14 protein-coding genes are annotated in these 15242 nt (G+C 63.4%); 3 read left to right on the plus strand and 11 right to left on the minus strand.

The features are described from left to right. Window positions 1-3: 3 nt before the first annotated feature. From AC0L17_RS04750 to bglB, 6 genes are all read right to left on the minus strand, one after another. A complete protein-coding gene (locus AC0L17_RS04750) occupies window positions 4-1056 on the minus strand; it encodes a carbohydrate ABC transporter permease (RefSeq protein ID WP_473514959.1) in 1053 nt (350 codons plus the stop codon). After that, window positions 1053-2078 (minus strand): carbohydrate ABC transporter permease, encoded by a 1026-nt coding sequence (locus tag AC0L17_RS04755; protein WP_473514960.1) that lies wholly within the window; start codon window positions 2076-2078, stop codon window positions 1053-1055. Before AC0L17_RS04755 ends, AC0L17_RS04750 begins: the two co-directional genes overlap by 4 nt. Before the next feature lie 15 nt (window positions 2079-2093). Continuing rightward, the gene (locus AC0L17_RS04760; RefSeq protein ID WP_473514961.1) at window positions 2094-3356 is read right to left on the minus strand and encodes an ABC transporter substrate-binding protein; all 1263 of its coding nucleotides are present in this window, start codon (window positions 3354-3356) and stop codon (window positions 2094-2096) included. A 77-nt stretch (window positions 3357-3433) separates the two neighbouring features. After that, window positions 3434-5959, minus strand: a complete 2526-nt coding sequence (locus AC0L17_RS04765) for a hypothetical protein (protein WP_473514962.1) — start codon at window positions 5957-5959, stop codon at window positions 3434-3436. Then, the gene (gene kduI, locus AC0L17_RS04770) at window positions 5956-6792 is read right to left on the minus strand and encodes a 5-dehydro-4-deoxy-D-glucuronate isomerase (RefSeq protein ID WP_473514963.1); all 837 of its coding nucleotides are present in this window, start codon (window positions 6790-6792) and stop codon (window positions 5956-5958) included. The genes AC0L17_RS04765 and kduI overlap by 4 nt, the downstream gene beginning before the upstream one ends. Continuing rightward, complete coding sequence (gene bglB, locus AC0L17_RS04775; RefSeq protein ID WP_473514964.1) at window positions 6789-7877, minus strand: beta-galactosidase BglB; 1089 nt, start codon at window positions 7875-7877, stop codon at window positions 6789-6791. Before bglB ends, kduI begins: the two co-directional genes overlap by 4 nt. A 119-nt stretch (window positions 7878-7996) precedes the next feature. Between bglB and AC0L17_RS04780 the strand changes: the two genes are divergently transcribed. Beyond that, window positions 7997-9040 (plus strand): LacI family DNA-binding transcriptional regulator, encoded by a 1044-nt coding sequence (locus tag AC0L17_RS04780; protein WP_473514965.1) that lies wholly within the window; start codon window positions 7997-7999, stop codon window positions 9038-9040. A gap of 38 nt (window positions 9041-9078) precedes the next feature. On the opposite strand, the gene AC0L17_RS04785 is transcribed toward AC0L17_RS04780, so the two are convergent. Further along, entirely contained in the window at window positions 9079-9624 is a 546-nt protein-coding gene (locus AC0L17_RS04785; protein ID WP_473514966.1) for a flavin reductase family protein, read from the minus strand. A 67-nt stretch (window positions 9625-9691) separates the two neighbouring features. Further along, a complete protein-coding gene (locus AC0L17_RS04790; protein ID WP_473514967.1) occupies window positions 9692-10849 on the minus strand; it encodes an LLM class flavin-dependent oxidoreductase in 1158 nt (385 codons plus the stop codon). A gap of 130 nt (window positions 10850-10979) precedes the next feature. Here AC0L17_RS04790 and AC0L17_RS04795 point away from each other — a divergent pair, with 130 nt between their 5' ends. Both AC0L17_RS04795 and AC0L17_RS04800 read left to right on the plus strand, forming a co-directional pair. Continuing rightward, window positions 10980-11657 carry a GntR family transcriptional regulator gene (locus tag AC0L17_RS04795; RefSeq protein WP_473515030.1) on the plus strand — a complete coding sequence of 226 codons (678 nt, stop codon included), beginning with the start codon at window positions 10980-10982 and terminating at the stop codon, window positions 11655-11657. Window positions 11658-11666: 9 nt separating this feature from the next. Then, window positions 11667-12794 carry a Gfo/Idh/MocA family protein gene (locus AC0L17_RS04800; RefSeq protein ID WP_473514968.1) on the plus strand — a complete coding sequence of 376 codons (1128 nt, stop codon included), beginning with the start codon at window positions 11667-11669 and terminating at the stop codon, window positions 12792-12794. A gap of 5 nt (window positions 12795-12799) precedes the next feature. On the opposite strand, the gene AC0L17_RS04805 is transcribed toward AC0L17_RS04800, so the two are convergent. The 3 genes from AC0L17_RS04805 to pcaH are packed head-to-tail and all read right to left on the minus strand — an operon-like array spanning window position 12800 to window position 15242. Beyond that, the gene (locus tag AC0L17_RS04805; RefSeq protein WP_473514969.1) at window positions 12800-13873 is read right to left on the minus strand and encodes a 3-carboxy-cis,cis-muconate cycloisomerase; all 1074 of its coding nucleotides are present in this window, start codon (window positions 13871-13873) and stop codon (window positions 12800-12802) included. Beyond that, on the minus strand, window positions 13870-14484 hold the full coding sequence (pcaG, locus tag AC0L17_RS04810; protein ID WP_128166355.1) for a protocatechuate 3,4-dioxygenase subunit alpha: 615 nt from the start codon (window positions 14482-14484) through the stop codon (window positions 13870-13872). The genes AC0L17_RS04805 and pcaG overlap by 4 nt, the downstream gene beginning before the upstream one ends. Beyond that, the gene (gene pcaH / locus AC0L17_RS04815) at window positions 14484-15242 is read right to left on the minus strand and encodes a protocatechuate 3,4-dioxygenase subunit beta (protein ID WP_473514970.1); all 759 of its coding nucleotides are present in this window, start codon (window positions 15240-15242) and stop codon (window positions 14484-14486) included. Before pcaH ends, pcaG begins: the two co-directional genes overlap by 1 nt.

Genomic DNA, 15242 nt, shown 5'->3' on the forward strand with positions numbered 1-15242 from the left:
CCTCTATTTCAGACCGGAGCCGGCAATGCCGGTGGTGATGAAGCGCTGAAGGAAAATGAACACCAGCACGACCGGGATCATGGTGACCACGGTCATGGCCAGGATGTAATGCCACTGCACATTGAGTTGGCCGGCATAGGTGTTGAGACCAACCTGCAGTGTATAGACCTCCTTGCGCGACAGGACGATCAGTGGCCAGAGGAAGTCGTTCCAGCGCCAGACGACGGAAAAGATCGCCAGCACCGCCAGCGCCGGGGCGGTCAGCGGCAGGATGATGCGCCAGTAGATCTGCCATTCCGACGCCTTGTCCATGCGCGCTGCATCGATCAGCTCGTCGGGGATCGTCAGCATGTACTGGCGCAGCATGAAGACGCCGGTGGGCGTCGCCACTGTGGGCAGGATCACGCCCCATAGCGAATTGAACAGTCCCATTGCCGAGATCACCGAATAGAGCGGCACCAGGATGACGGAAAGCGGCACCATCAGCGTCGCGACGATAAGCATCATCACAGCGGAGCGCCCCCGAAAATTGTACTTCGACAGAGCGAATGCAGCCATCGAATTGGTCAGGAGCGTAATCAGGGTGGCGACCACGGTGACGAAGACCGAGTTGCGCAGATAGAGGAAGAAATCAAAGGCGAGGAAAGGCTGGACATAATTGTCGAGCGCGAAGGCGATGCTGCGCTTGGGCGTACGGTTGCGGATGTTGACGCGTATGATCTCGCCCGGGCTGGCGGGATCGACCATCTGCGCGACGGTGCCGAGGCGGCGCACTTCGGCGAGCACGCGCACGCTGCCGTCGTCATTGCGCACTTCGAAGAGCTGCAGCGGCTCCTCATACCCTTCCACGACTGCTTCGGCGGTGACATAGGGCAAAACAGTCGGCGGGAACTCGGCCAGCGCCGCAGGCGTCTTGAACGACGAGTTGACCAGCCACAGCGCCGGACCGAACATGACAAACAGCCCGCCGATCAGCCAGAACCAGGTGAAAACGTCGGTCCAGTGCCAGCCGGCGCCGCCGCGCCGGCGGAACAGAAATTCCGCAACCCTGCTCATCGCATTTTGCCCCGCTGCTCGTTGCGTCTTGCGATGCCCAGCTGGATCAAGGTCAGCACGACCAGCACCGCTCCCATGAGGATCGAGGCTGCGGAGGCGAGCCCCGGATTGCGCAGCATCGAGGCGAAGCCGACCTCGTAGATGTACTGCGTGAGGAACAGCGTGCTGGTGCCGGGACCGCCTCCGGTCAGCACATAGATCTCATCGAATATCTGCACGGCGCGGATGAGTGTCAGCACCAGCACGACCAGGAGGTTGGGCGCCAGCAAGGGCAGCGTTATGCGCCAGAAGACACGCATGGGCCGCGTGCCGTCCATCTCGGCGGCCTCATAGAGGTCTTTCGGAATGGCCTGAAGGCCGGCGAGAAGGATCAGCGCATAGAAGCCGACATGGGCCCAGACCGACACCATGATCGCGGCGGTGAAGGCCCAGTTGCGCTCCACCAGCCAGTTGACCGGGGTTCCGCCCGCCTCGAACACCATCAGGTTGAGCAGTCCCTGCCGCTGCAGGATCCAGCGCCAGATGAGACCGACCACGACCGGCGACAAAAGCACAGGGAAGAAGAACACGGCGCGCCAGAAACTCCGCGCGCGCAACTCACGGTTGAGTACGAGTGCGGTGACAAGCGCCACGGCGACCATCATCGCCACTTGCAGCACGACGAAGGCCAGGGTGTTCCAAACCGCGATCCAGAACAGGTCCTCGGTGCAGCTCTTCGGGTCGAGATAGCTGCCGCAACTGAACAGCCGCCCATACTGATCGGCGCCGACGAAGGTGCGCTCGCCGAGGAACAGCGCCCCGCCACCGGTCATCGAATAGAGGATGTTGATGACCAGCGGAAACAGCACGAAAATGCCGAACACCAGCATGTTCGGCGCCAGGAAGAACACGGCCATGCCATTGCTGCCCGTGCGCCGTTGCAACATGCGCAGTGGCGCATCGAAAACATTCGCAAGCCAGCCGACCGGCGCCAGGATGATGGCGCCGGCGCGGGTTGCTATGCCGTTTCGGACGTCTGCCATGACACTGCCGCGACGCTACTTCGATGCCTCGGCCACCTGTGCCTTGATGTCCTCGTCGATACGGACGAAAGCCTCGTCGAGCTTCAGCTCGCCGGCCATGACCTGACTGATGCGGGTCACCAGCGCGCCATAGACCGGAGTTCCCCATTTCCATGCCGGCAGGGCGGCGGCATTCGGCGCGATCTTGCCCGATGCCTTCAGGAAGGCTTCGAGCGACGCCTTGACGTTCTCGTCATCGGTCTTGTAATCGATCTTGCCGGCGTGAACGCCCTTGTGTGCGGGCAGGAACAGGGTGCGCTCGGTGAATTCGCGCATGATGTCCTCGCGGCCCAGGAAGTCCATCACCTTGCCGACTTCAGCGGCGTTCTTCGTGTATTTGACGGCGACCAGTGCGGCGCCGCCCGGCATGCCGGTGCAGGCGGCAGGCCCGCACGGCGAGCCCGTCGCCACCCAGTCGAAGTTCTTGCCGATCTTGCTGGCCAGGTTGGCAACCTGCCAACTGCCCGAATAATAGTAGGCAATCTGTCCATTGATGAAGTCGTCGGCCCCGGCGCGATAGGTGGTGCCCGACGCCGACACCCAGATTTCCTTGTTCATGCGGCCGTCGGCAACCCAATTGACCAGCTTTTCGGCGAAGGCTTTCGTGCCGGCGTCGATCGGCGCCGGCAGTCGATCAGCGCCGATGTAGTTGGCGCCATAAGAGATGTTCGCCGCCGAGATACGATGGCCGCTGCGGTCGATGGCAAAGGCAGCATTGAGCTGCTGGCTCTGCTGCACCTTGCCGGCGGCATCGACCCATTCGTCCCAGGTTGCGGTGTCGGCCGGGATCGGCACGCCGGCCTGTTCGAAAAGCGTCTTGTTGACGAAGCCGCCGGTCAGCGTGATCTGGGTCATGAAGCCCGGAATGATTTTGGAACCGTCAGGGCGCATCCAGTCGAACTGGTCGCCGAAATTCGTCTGCCAGTATGCTGGATCGGCAACCACAGGCGTCAGGTCGAGCCAATGATCGGCGAGTTCCTTGATATTGGTGACGCGGGCGATATCGGGACCCCGTCCTGCCTCGAGTTCGACCGGAAGCTGCTCCTGGACAACCTTGTAGGCGACATTGTCGAGAATGACGTTGATGCCCGGATTGTCTTTCATGAAGCGGTTGAGCAGGTCCTGTATGACCTCGCCCTCGACGCCGTCCGAGTACCACATCACGCGAACGTCGCCTGCGAACGCGGTCGACGACAGAAGGCCCGCCGAAAGGCCCAGGATTATCGAGTTCATTCTCATGGTTCACTCCTCCGCTTTTGCGGTCTTCACCGCTTGATTGTCGCTGTCCGAACTGCTTGTCCTGCTCCTTTTGATCCTCACCTGGTTGCGATGGCGTCGGCTGCGAACAACGTGGCTTCACCCGTGACCTGCCAGTCGGCCGGATCGACGACACGGTCCTCAGCCTCCATGCGGCCATCCGGATGGAACAGCACGTCGCCGTATTCCGGGTCATTGACATGCAGAAGGCCATTTTTTCCGTGGCCGAGCGCGAGCTGAGAAAACCGCGCCTCGAATTCCTCCAGCGACCCATATTGCCGGCGCCGGCCCAAGCGGATGATCCATACGGCTTGATGGCCCGGCACGCGCAACTCGTTTCCAGCGGTCGGCCCGCGGCCGACGAGCTCGAAGGCGCCGTCGGCCTTCAGCATCGCGAGCCCATCGCCGCCGCGCGCCGAAGCGATATGTTCCTTGACCCACGCTTCGTCGAACGCGCTCTGTGGGAACCAGGCATGGGTAAAGTCGGGTTGCTCGGCAGCGCAACTGAACAGCACAACCGCCAGGTCGCGGTATTGATGCACGCGCGGCAGAGATCCGCAGCCGCCCCAGTAGGACGGCCGGCCATAGCCCGAATGAATCGTCTCGCCCGGATGGTTGATCCATATCTGCGCGTCGGGATTGCCGCCGAGGCGCAGGTGCAGCACCGTTTCCTGATAACCCCATTCGTTCCAGCGATAGGCTGCTGCGCTTCCCATGGCGAAATCGCGGGTCTTGTAGTGGTAGAGCTTGGCGATCCGGTTCTGGCCCTGCGCGAAGCACCATTCCTGCGCGTCGTCGCCGGCCATGCAGGCGATGCCGGTCAGTTCTTGCGGGACGTGGAGCCCATGGTCGCGCAGGCAGAGCGCAAGCTGCGGCAGGGCGTGGAAGCGCATGCCATAGAAACCTTTGCCCCACAGCATGCGTGCAATGCCGGAAAGTTCCAGCGAACGGGCGGCGCGCAGCGTGTGTTCGTAGGAGCGGCCCTGCGCGCCGGTAAGCATGCCCTGCTGAGCCGAGCGGGCGACGATCTCGAGCAGGCGGTTGATCGCAGCCCCGGCGCGCCGGCGGACGTCGGCGTCTGGCCCAAGCGCGTACAGGATCGTCAACCCCTTGAGATCGATCGGGAAATAAGGGGCGGAGTTGAATTCCGCCATCTCCCATGCCTCGAAATGATCGAGCCAGGCGCGCACGCGCGCAAGGCCCACGGTCGACTGCTCCGCGCCGGTGCGCCCGGAGCGGACAAAGCGGGCATCGGGCAAGAGATGGCCGCCGAGATAAGCCGCGGTGTGAAACAGAAGCGCATGGTTTTCGGAAAAGTACCACTGCACGTCGTTGCCCGGCTCATCCATCCAATAGCGATAATTGAGGATCGCCTCGTCAATGCGGTGACGGAGATCGACCGCGATCCTGTCGCCATAGGCACGACGGCACCAGAGCAGTGGAACCAGGATGAAATCGGCGCAGTCGTGGCAATCCTCGATCGCCGGCAGTGCAGCAGCTATGATGGCGTCGGTTTCGGCGCCGCCACGGCCGGTCGCCAGCCGCGCCAGCGCCCGCACGGTATCGGCCTCCGCGAAATTGGCGACCTGTTCCAGGGCTTCGCCGATCCTGTCGGCAAGGACGGCAGAGGCGCGGCCCTGACGCGCCGCATGACAGATCTCGACGCCGAAGACCCGCCGGGCAACAAAGCCTGACGATGAGAGCGATACGGCAAAATGCCGGAAGTCGGCGGGAAGGTCTTCCGTGGCGGCAATCGTGATGCGTCTTGCGCCCGCTTCGATGCGGCGGCGGAAGACCACGGGCGCCTCGATCGACATGAAGTCGCCCTCGATCACAACAGCTACATCCACCGCAACCGGCAGCGCGACATCCGTCACCAGCGCCACTTCGCCGCCGGAATAAAATGGATGCTCGAAATGCATTGCGTCGAGAGCGGCTTCCATGGCCGCCGCGACGTCGCCTTTGACGGTCGTGGGCAAGACCTGTTCGGCAGCTGGGCCCCGGAGATAGTCGAGTTGGAAGAAGTAGCGTGCGTCACGCTCGGCGAGATCGTCGAACCAGATGCTGATCTCGTTGGCGCCGGCGACGAGATCGACCTCGAAATCCTGGGAAGCCTCGAGATTGCGCCCGTAGGGCGCCATCCAGCCGGCCTCTATTCCGTTGACGAACAAAACGGCGCCGCCGCAGGTGCGCAGCCGCAGCCGCGCCCGGCCGTCCGAGCCTGCGTCGAGCACGGTACTTGCCCAGGTGGCGACCACGGTCGGGCGGAACCAGAAGCCCGACAGGTCGACGCGCGGCGAGCCGAACGGAAGCCAAACACGGTCCGGCTCGAACACGCCCTGCGGCTTGGGCCGTTTCCCGCGGCGTTCGGCGGCAAACTCGGTTCGGCAGGGATATTCGTGCGGGATGAAATTCTTGTGCTTGGTCAGGAAGAAGAAGGGATCCATCTCCCCTTGCATCGGCTGATCCGCAACATCGTAGCGCTGCTCGGACGTCGTGCCGACGAGCCAGTAAACGACGGGGGCGCCGAGCGCGAGCGGCCGGCGCAGCGCAAGATCATGCGTAATCGGTTCCACGGTGTTCATCGCAGCGTCTCAACGGGCACGGGCGACACGTCGTTATAGGCCTGGTTCTCGCCCGTCATGCCCCAGACGAAGGCATAGGGGCCGGTTCCGCTGCCCATATGGATCGACCAGGCCGGCGAGATGACACAGTCGCCATTGGCCACGATCAGATGGCGGGTATTGTCCGGCCGTCCCATCAGATGGATTACCCGATCTTCCGCCGCGAGATCGAAATAGAGATAGGCTTCCATGCGCCGCTCATGCAGGTGAGGGGGCAAGGTGTTCCAGACGCTGCCCGCAGCGAGATCCGTGATGCCCATCAGCAGCAGACAGGAAGGCGCGACTTCCGGATGAATGTACATGCGCAATGTGCGCTTGTTGGCACGTCGCTCCTCGCCGAGTTCGAGCGGCTTCGCCTCGGATTTCGTGATCAGCCGATGCTTGATGTCTGCGCCGGCCGGAACCGAGTTCATATAGAACCAGGCCGGGTGCGCGGCGCTGTCGCTTTCGAGCGTCACTTGCTTAGCGCCGCGCCCGACATAGAGCACATCGCGGTTGGCGAGCGCGAAGCGCTGCTGGTCGACGCTCACCGTTCCTGCGCCGCCGAGATTGGCGATGCCCATCTCGCGCGCGGTGAACAGATGAGGCGTGCCGACGTCGGCGCCATCGCCGAAACTCAGCGGCTCTCCGGTTGGGCACGCGCCGCCGACGATCATGCGGTCGACATGGGTGTAAGCGAAGGCGATACGGCCGGGCTCGAACAGCCGCTCCACCAGAAACTCGGCGCGCAGCCGCTCCGTCCCGTAGCCATCGATGTCGCCCGGACCGGCGCCGAAGAGAACGCGCATCGTCATGCCGCTGCCTCGTCAGCTTCGGCATGGATCATCCCCTCGGTGAGGCAGAGGATCGCCAGGGCCTGGCCGTAGCCGGTAGGCTGGATCGGGATGTCGCGGTAGAATTGGAGATCATGGCCCATGCGGGTGCCATAGGAAACGTTTCCGAGCACGCCGTTCTCGTCGATTCTGGCCAGCACCGCGTCGAGTGCGCGCCGGCCCGCCGGACCGCACGCCTTGGGCCCGAAGCCCAGGCGCGCAGCTTTCATGAGACCATAGCCGATGCCGGCGGTGGCCGACATCTCCTCATAGGAGGTCGGGTCATCAAGCAAGGTGTGCCATGCTCCCGATGGCGCCTGCAGGCGCAGCAGCGCTTCGATCTGCGCTTCCAGCACGCCGAGCAGATAGGCTTCGACTGGCTTGCCGACACCGCCATTTTCGATCAGGTCGAGGATGCCGACTGTGATCCAGGCGTTGCCGCGGGCCCAGAGAGCGCCGGCAAAATTATGTCGGCCGGCAAATGTCCAGCCATGGAACCACAAGCCGGTTTTCGGGTCGGCGAGATAGCGCGCATGGACGAGGAACTGGCGAACAGCCTCGTCGATGCAAGCTTGCCGGCCGGCCGCGCGGCCGTGGAAAGCGAGGAACAGGCCGGCCATGAACAACGTGTCGTCCCACAATTCGTCGTCGTTGATCTTGTCTGAGACATTGTGCTGGAACCCGCCCTCGGGCGTGCGAGGCATGTCGCGAAGCAGCCTTTCGGCCCATTGGCAGAGAGGCGTTTCCCAGCGCTGGTCGCGTGTCTCGCCCCAGAGCAATGCCAGCGCCATCATCGGAGCGGTGGTGTTGATGTTCATCGGCGGCAGGCCCGCCTTTAAATGGCGCTCGTACCAGCCTTCGATTGTCTTCAGGAGTTTCGGGTCGCGATTGTGCCGCCAGAGGCAAACGAGGCCGTAGAGGCCCACACCCTGCGGCCATTCCCAGGAATCGAAGCTGATGTAGTCGCCAGCCGTGCCGTCGAGGTTGGGCTCGTCGAAACGGCCGTCATGGCGCAGGCCAGTCATGCCGCGCACGAGCAGGTCGAGCTTTGAGCGCATATCTCTCATGGACGACGCCACCACTCCTCCCAAGTTTGCGCGATGTCGGGCAAATGGGTGCCACAGGAATTTTTATTGCGCAATCTGAAATTTTTTTGCAGCATGAAGGTCTGGTGAGGAAACAGCCTATGGTCGTCAAGGTCGAAAGCGGGAAGCGCGGCACGCCCAGCCGGCGCGTGCGGCTCGAAGACGTCGCCGCGCGCTGTGGCGTATCCGTCAGCACGGCGTCGCGGGCGCTTGCCGGCGGGAAGGGCGTACGGGGCGACCTTCGGTCGACGATCATCGAAACCGCCAGGAAGTTGAACTACACGATCCCCACGTCGATCGCCGGCCGCAAGGTGATCCTCGCCGCAAGCAACGCTGCGATGATCGACTATGGCCGCAACCAGTTCACCTTCTATGTGCTCGACGGACTGAACGAGCGTGCAAAGACTCTCGGTGTCGAGCTGGTGCCGCGCTCGATCGCCGACGCCGATGATCAGATCGCGCTGCTCGATGACGCCAGGCAAGACAAGAGCGTCGTCGGTTGCCTGTTTCTGACGCTTGACGACGAGGCGGTGCTGACGCTGAGCGGCGGTTTCGGCAAGCCGATCGTGCTCATAAACGGCGACGACCCGGCGATGCACCATTCGAGCCTGACGCCATGCAACCGCTCGGCGGCGCATCTCGCGACGCAGCACCTGCTCGACCTCGGCCACCGGCGCATCCTGTTCCTGATGCGACGCGGGCGGCGCACGATCGAGCGTCGCTTCGAGGGCTGGCAGGATGCACTGCGAGAGCGCGGCCTGGCGGCCGGCGACCTGGCCGTGGAGGTGGCGGATTGGCTGCCGGACCTTGCGGCGGAAGCGATTGCGCGGCGCATCGAGGCGCGTGGCCTCGATTTCACCGCTGTGCTCGCCGCGGGCGACAGTCTTGCTATCGGCGCGATGATGGCGATCCGGAAGTCGGGTTACGAGGTGCCTGTCGACGTGTCGGTCATGGGCATGGATGACCTTCCGCAGGCGGCTTTCCAAAACCCGCCGCTCACGACGATGCATATCCCGATGCGCGAGATCGGCGCGGCGTCGCTCGACCTGCTGCTCGCCGATCTCGGCGGGGACCTGCCGCCGCGCCGTATCGAATTCGCCTGCCATATCGTGCAACGCCAGTCGACCGGCCCGATTCGCGCCTGAGACGTATGGTTCGCACGGCTGTCCGGGCCAGGCCATCGCTACATCGATGGGGTCACGTTCGAACCGTCTTCGAAGCGTCCGTAACCTCCGCCGAAGAAAAGCAGAGGTTCGCCGTCTCGCAAGGTCGCGGCGATTACGCGGGCAACGACGATCAAATGGTCGCCGCCCTCATGCCCGGAGATCCGCACGCATTCGAACCGCGACAGGCAGCCACCCAGCAGCGGCACGCCGGCATCGTTCAGGTCGTGCGGGAGGCCGTCGAAGGCTTGACCGACGCGAGCGAAGCGCTGGCTCAGCTCCATCTGCTCCGCGCCCAGAACATGAACCGCGAAATGCTCGCAACCTGCGAAGGCGGCAAAGCGCCTCGAATGCCGGCCGATCGACCAGAGCACGATCGGCGGGTCGAGGGACACCGATGCGAAGCTGTTCGCTGTGATGCCGACGGGACCATCAGGCGTCATCGTGGTGACGACGGTGATACCGGTCGCAAACCGGCCGAGCGCGTCGCGGAACTCGCGCTTGCGGTCGGGGCCGGGCACGAAGCTTTTCATCGGTTGCTGCTCGGGGTTGAGGAAGTGGTACATCAGGCGCCCTCCTGGCCAAGGGCTGCGGTGGAAGCTTCAATCTCGTTGACGCGCATTCGCAGCATCATCATCGCCGCTCCCCGGTTCCGAGCGGGGTCGGCGGGGTGATTTCCGGCACCCGGCCATAGGCATGCGGCAGCGAGCAGGTGTTGATGTTCGGCAGCACGCGCTTGCCGAAGGACAGGGCCTCGTCGAGATGCGGATAGCCGGAGAAGATGAAGGCGCGGATGCCCATTTTCCGGTATTCCTCGATCTCGCACATGACTTGATCGGTCGAGCCGACGATCGCGGCGCCGCAACCGGAGCGTGCGCGGCCAACGCCGGTCCACAGATGCCGCTCGACATAGCCTTGTGCGTCGGCGCCGGCGCGGTTCTTTGCCTGGTGCGCGACGCCCAGGGATGTCGCGTCCAGTGCGCGGGCACGGATAACTCTGCCCTGCTCGTCGTCGAGTTTCGAAACCAACTCCTCGGCATGTTCGCGGGCTTCGGCTTCGGTGTCGCGTACAATCACGTGGACGCGCAGGCCGTAATCCAATGTGCGGCCATGGGCGGCTGCACGCTCGTGAACATCACGCATGCGTTGCGCCAACACGTCCTTCGCCTCCGGCCACATCAGATACACGTCGCACTGTGCGCCGCAGAGTTCGAGCGCGTCGGGCGAATAGCCGCCGAAATAGAGCAGCGGCCCGCCATTCTGTTGGTAGGGCTTTGCCGGGTCGGCGGTTACTTTCCCGAATTGGTAGACCTCGCCCTGATGGTCGATTTCGTCGCGCGTCCAGGCCTGACGCAGGATCTCGATGACCTCGCGCGAACGCTGATAGCGGAAGCGGCTGTCGGCGACCTCGCCGGGAAAGTCGGAAGAGATGACGTTTATAGTCAATCTGCCCTTCAGCATGTGGTCGAGCGTTGCCAGCGTGCGCGCCAGCATGATCGGTTGCATTTCGCCGCAACGCACCGCCGCGAGAAGGTTGATCGAATGGGTTATCGGAGCGCAGCCCGCCACGAAGGACAGGGTATCCTGGCCGACCTGGTAGGACGAGGGACACAGGATATTGCGAAAGCCCAGTCCTTCGGCTGTCTTGACGATGTCGGAGCAGTGCTCCCAACTTGACCGCAGCGTACCATCCGGTACGCCGAGATAGCGGAAATCATCGGAGCACAAAGCGGAAAACCACGACACTTCAGCAGCATCGAGATCTGCGGACGTCACCGGAACGACCGTCAATGTCGGCACTCCTCGTTGTCAGAGACTGGATTTCCCTGTTGCATATCATTCGTGAATGTGTAGATCAATAGTGTATCAATTTTGCGTTGGAGACAATGTGACCACGTCCAGAAACGCCTATGCGCTTCCGATGCATCAAAAGGTCAGCGAAATGCTGATTCGCGAGATCGCGGCCGGGCGGATGATTGAGGGCGAGAAGCTTCCGCCGGAGCGCGACATGGCTGCGGGGCTCGGAATAGCGGTCGGTACTTTGCGCAAGGCGCTCGGCGATCTCGAGCGCAAGGGCTTGCTCAGTCGCATCCAGGGTTCCGGCAACTACGTACGTTCGCAACCTGACGTGGCCAGTGTCTATTCCATGTTCCGGCTGGAACTCCTGGAGGGAGGCGGGCTGCCGACGGCGCGCGTTCTGTCAGTCGATCGGCTGGCGAAACCGATGGACCTGCCGGTGTTCGGGTCGAGCAGCGAGGCCCATAGAATAAGACGGCTGCGGAGCCTCGGCGGCAAGCCGGCGGCGCTGGAGGAGATCTGGCTCGGCGGTGCCCGTGTGGAGACGGTTGCAATCGAAGAACTGTCGGATTCGCTCTATCTCTACTACCGCAAGGCGCTCGGCATCTGGATCTTGCGTGCAGAGGACCGCGTCGGGGTCGGCCAGGTGCCGGGATGGGCGCCGCCTGAGTTCGGCCTCGCGCCGGGCGCCGCCGCCGGCTTCATCGAGCGTACCGGCTGGATGCAGGACGGCGCCAGCGCGGAGTTTTCCAGGACCTGGTTTGATCATGGCGTCGCACGCTACGTCGCGCGGCTGCGATAAGGAACGGCTATGGCGAAGCACATTTCCTACGGCATCATCGGCTGCGGCATGATGGGGCAGGAGCATCTTCGCAATATCGCGCTGCTGCCCGATGTCGGCGTCGCTTCGATCTTCGAGCCCGACGCGACGATGCGCGCCCGCGCGGCAGACCTTGCCCCGCATGCATCGATCGCCGGCTCGGTCGCGGAGGTGGCGGCCGATCCGCGCGTCGACTGCCTGCTCATCGCCAGTCCGAACTATGTGCATTTCGCGCAGCTCAGGGAAGTCGCTGCTGTCCGTGCGCTGCCCATCCTGGTCGAGAAGCCGCTTTTCACCGATCCGGTCGACGGAGCCGCGGTGAAGGCGTTCGCTGCGACCTATACCGCACCAGTCTGGGTCGCGATGGAATACCGCTATATGCCGCCGGTCGCTCGATTCATCGAGCAGGCGCAGAACGCCACCGGCGGCATCCGGATGCTGACAATCCGCGAACATCGCTACCCATTCCTGGACAAGGTCGCCCACTGGAACCGCTTCAACCGTCGATCGGGAGGCACGTTCGTCGAAAAATGCTGCCATTTCTTCGATCTCATGCGGCTGATCCTGAAATCGGAACCGGTGAGAATCATGGCGTCGGCCGGACAGGAAGTGAACCATCTCGATGAATGTTATGATGGCGAAACACCCGATATCTGGGATTGCGGCTACGTGCTGGTCGATTTCGCCAGCGGGGCGCGCGCCATGCTGGAACTGTGCATGTATGCAGAGGGCAGCCGCTACCAGGAGGAGATCAGCGCCGTCGGTGCGCGAGGCAAAGTCGAATGCCTGGTGCCGGGTCCCGGCCGCTTCTGGCCAGCCCATCTCGGCGCGGCGCCGACGCCGCAGTTGATTGTCAGCCCGCGCTCTCCGCAGGGACCGTACACGGTCGAGATCCCGGTCGACCCGCAATTGTTGACGGCCGGCGATCACAACGGCTCGACCTTTTATCAGCATCAGCGTTTCTGCGCCGCCCTGAGAGGCGAGGGGCCGGTCGAGGTGATGCTGGACGATGGCTGGAAAGCTGTCGCCATGGGTATGGCCGCACAATTGTCGGCAAACCAGGGCACGGCCATTTCCAACCCACTCGATGCCTGGGAGAGTGGACGCATCCCGCTCTAGTGGGATCAGTCGATCTTGCCTCCGATTGCCGCTATGGTCCGGACCAGCCTGTCCGCGACGCAGGTCGATGCTCCAGCCGCCATGAGCATCTGCGGCAGGATCAACCATTCCAGCGTCCAGGCTGCACCAGAGCGCTCTTGCTCATGGATCAGCGCATGATGCATTCCCGACAATTGGACCGCGTTGTAGCGGGCAAGCGTCACCAGCATCTCGGCGTCGATGGGATTGCGCTTGTGCGCCATGGCCGACGACGAACCGCCGCCCGCCCGTTGCAGCTCGTCGCCTGCCTGCGCCATCAGTGCAATGTCCTGCCCGAACTTGCCGAGGCCGCCCGTCACAAGCGACAGCCAACTGGCCAGTTCAGCGATGCGGTCGCGCTGGCTGTGCCATTGCGGCGCGTCGCCGAGGCTTAGCTGCCGGGCCAGCGCGGCACGGATGGCGGCGCCCTTGTCTGCAAACTTCTCGAGTGTCCCGGCGGCGCCGCCGAACTGGACGACGAGAACCGATCCCCGCACCGATTGAAGCCGCTCATGGTGGCGCACGAGCGGTTCGCGCCAGCTTGCGACGCGGTCGGCTACGGAAATCGGAATTGCTGCCTGCATGCGGGTTCGGGCCATCAGCGTGCGATCGCCAAACCGATGGCCGAGATCGGCGAAGGCGACCACCAGAGCCGAAAGCCGTCCTTCCAACAGGTCGATACAGGCGCGAATTCTCAGGATCATCACCGTGTCGATCACGTCCTGGCTGGTCGCACCGAAATGCACATGCTGCGAATGCGGCTCTCCGACAGCATGCCTGATCTGCCGCACGAGTTCCGGCACCATGACGCCGTCGCGCGCCGTTGCGTCCCTCAGGGCCTGGATTTCCGGCCGGAAGTTGTCGAGGACGCGCCCGATGGCGCTTGCTGCAGCCGCCGGGACGATGCCGAGCGCAGCTTCTGCGTCGGCGAGCGCCTTCTCGAATTGCAGCATCGTCGCAAGTTCGGCCTCGACGCCGAGCAGCGTCGCCATCTTCTCATCGCCGAGAAGCCCGGACAGGAGGGGCCCGGACAGAAGGGGATTGTCGAATGCTGCGATCATATGTCGAAGAAGACCGTCTCGTTGATGCCCTGGAGATGAATGTCGAACTTGTAGATGTCGCCATCGCGCGGCGCGACCAGCGTTGACACGCGCTCTTTCTGCTCAATGCGCATCAGGACGGGATCCTCGGCGTTGGCGGTTTCCTCATCGCCGAAATACATGCGGGTGTGAAGGCCAATGTTGATGCCACGCGCGACGATCCAGACCGTCAAATGCGGCGCCATCTTGCGGCCGTCAAAAAACGGCACGCGACCGGGTTTGATGGTCTCGAACAGGCATTCGCCCGTCGTCATGTCGGTGGGCAGCCGGCCCCAGCCGGTAAAGTTCGGGTCGGCGGAGCCGCGCAGATCCGAGGGCGAATTGTAGATGCCGGCGGCGTCCGCCTGCCAGATCTCCACAAGTGCGTCGTTCAGCGGCGAGCCGGCGCCGTCGATCACCCGGATGTTGACCCTGATGCGTTCGCCCCTGGTCTTGTCGTTGACCATCGCGGTGCCAAGGTCGCGTTCATAGACGCCCGAGATACCGGCGAAGTTGGGCGTCAGCCCGATATGGACGTAGGGTCCCGCGGTCTGCGAGGCGCTTTCCTTCAGCCGGCCAAGAGCTTGGACCATCAGTTGCCCTCGATGCGGTTTTCGAACAGCGTCGAGCGGCGGCCGCGCAGTACAATGTCGAATTTGTATGCCCGCGCATCCATCGGTATCGTTGCCTCCATGTCGAGTGCGGCGGTGAGGCCTTCAATAGCGCGGCGGTCGTTGATGGTCCGCACGATCGGACACCTCCAGATCATCGGGTCGCCCTCGAAATACATCTGGGTGATCAGGCGCTGCGCGAAGCCGTGCCCGAAGATCGAGAAATGGATGTGCGCTGGACGCCAGTCGTTGGGTCCGTTGGGCCAGGGATATGGCCCCGGCTGGATCGTGCGGAAACAATAGGAGCCATCCTCGCCGGTGATCGTGCGGCCGCAGCCGCCGAAGTTCGGATCGAGTGGCGCGCGATAAGTCTCCTTCTTGTGTCGATAGCGTCCGCCGGCGTTGGCCTGCCATACCTCCAGCAACGCACCAGCGACGCCGATGCCGCGCTCGTCGAGCAGGCGGCCATAGACGAGGATGCGTGGCCCGATCGCGCTTTCGCCCGGCCCGGCAAAATTGTGTATGAGGTCATTGTCCAGTTCACCGAGAATACTTTGGCCGAAGACCGGCCCGGTAAGCTCCGACAGCGTGTTGTCGAGGGAAAGAAGCGGCCGTTGCGGCGAGCGCAGAACGGACGTCTTGTAGGCCGGCGTGAAGGCCGGCGGATGCCAGTTGCGGTCGCGCGGAAAGAAGGCGCCGATTTCCGGCGTGCGGTTGGCGGGAAAGCGCGACTTGGTCAT

This window comes from Mesorhizobium sp. WSM4829, from assembly GCF_055811475.1.

Excerpts from the sequence above, each read along its gene's own strand:
- AC0L17_RS04750 (WP_473514959.1), bottom strand. The coding sequence starts at position 1,056 with ATGAGCAGGGTTGCGGAATTTCTGTTCCGCCGGCGCGGCGGCGCCGGC.
- AC0L17_RS04755 (WP_473514960.1), bottom strand. The coding sequence starts at position 2,078 with ATGGCAGACGTCCGAAACGGCATAGCAACCCGCGCCGGCGCCATCATC.
- AC0L17_RS04760 (WP_473514961.1), bottom strand. The coding sequence starts at position 3,356 with ATGAGAATGAACTCGATAATCCTGGGCCTTTCGGCGGGCCTTCTGTCG.
- AC0L17_RS04765 (WP_473514962.1), bottom strand. The coding sequence starts at position 5,959 with ATGAACACCGTGGAACCGATTACGCATGATCTTGCGCTGCGCCGGCCG.
- kduI (WP_473514963.1), bottom strand. The coding sequence starts at position 6,792 with ATGACGATGCGCGTTCTCTTCGGCGCCGGTCCGGGCGACATCGATGGC.
- bglB (WP_473514964.1), bottom strand. The coding sequence starts at position 7,877 with ATGAGAGATATGCGCTCAAAGCTCGACCTGCTCGTGCGCGGCATGACT.
- AC0L17_RS04780 (WP_473514965.1), top strand. The coding sequence starts at position 7,997 with ATGGTCGTCAAGGTCGAAAGCGGGAAGCGCGGCACGCCCAGCCGGCGC.
- AC0L17_RS04785 (WP_473514966.1), bottom strand. The coding sequence starts at position 9,624 with ATGTACCACTTCCTCAACCCCGAGCAGCAACCGATGAAAAGCTTCGTG.
- AC0L17_RS04795 (WP_473515030.1), top strand. The coding sequence starts at position 10,980 with ATGCATCAAAAGGTCAGCGAAATGCTGATTCGCGAGATCGCGGCCGGG.
- AC0L17_RS04800 (WP_473514968.1), top strand. The coding sequence starts at position 11,667 with ATGGCGAAGCACATTTCCTACGGCATCATCGGCTGCGGCATGATGGGG.
- AC0L17_RS04805 (WP_473514969.1), bottom strand. The coding sequence starts at position 13,873 with ATGATCGCAGCATTCGACAATCCCCTTCTGTCCGGGCCCCTCCTGTCC.
- pcaG (WP_128166355.1), bottom strand. The coding sequence starts at position 14,484 with ATGGTCCAAGCTCTTGGCCGGCTGAAGGAAAGCGCCTCGCAGACCGCG.
- pcaH (WP_473514970.1), bottom strand. The coding sequence starts at position 15,242 with ATGACCAAGTCGCGCTTTCCCGCCAACCGCACGCCGGAAATCGGCGCC.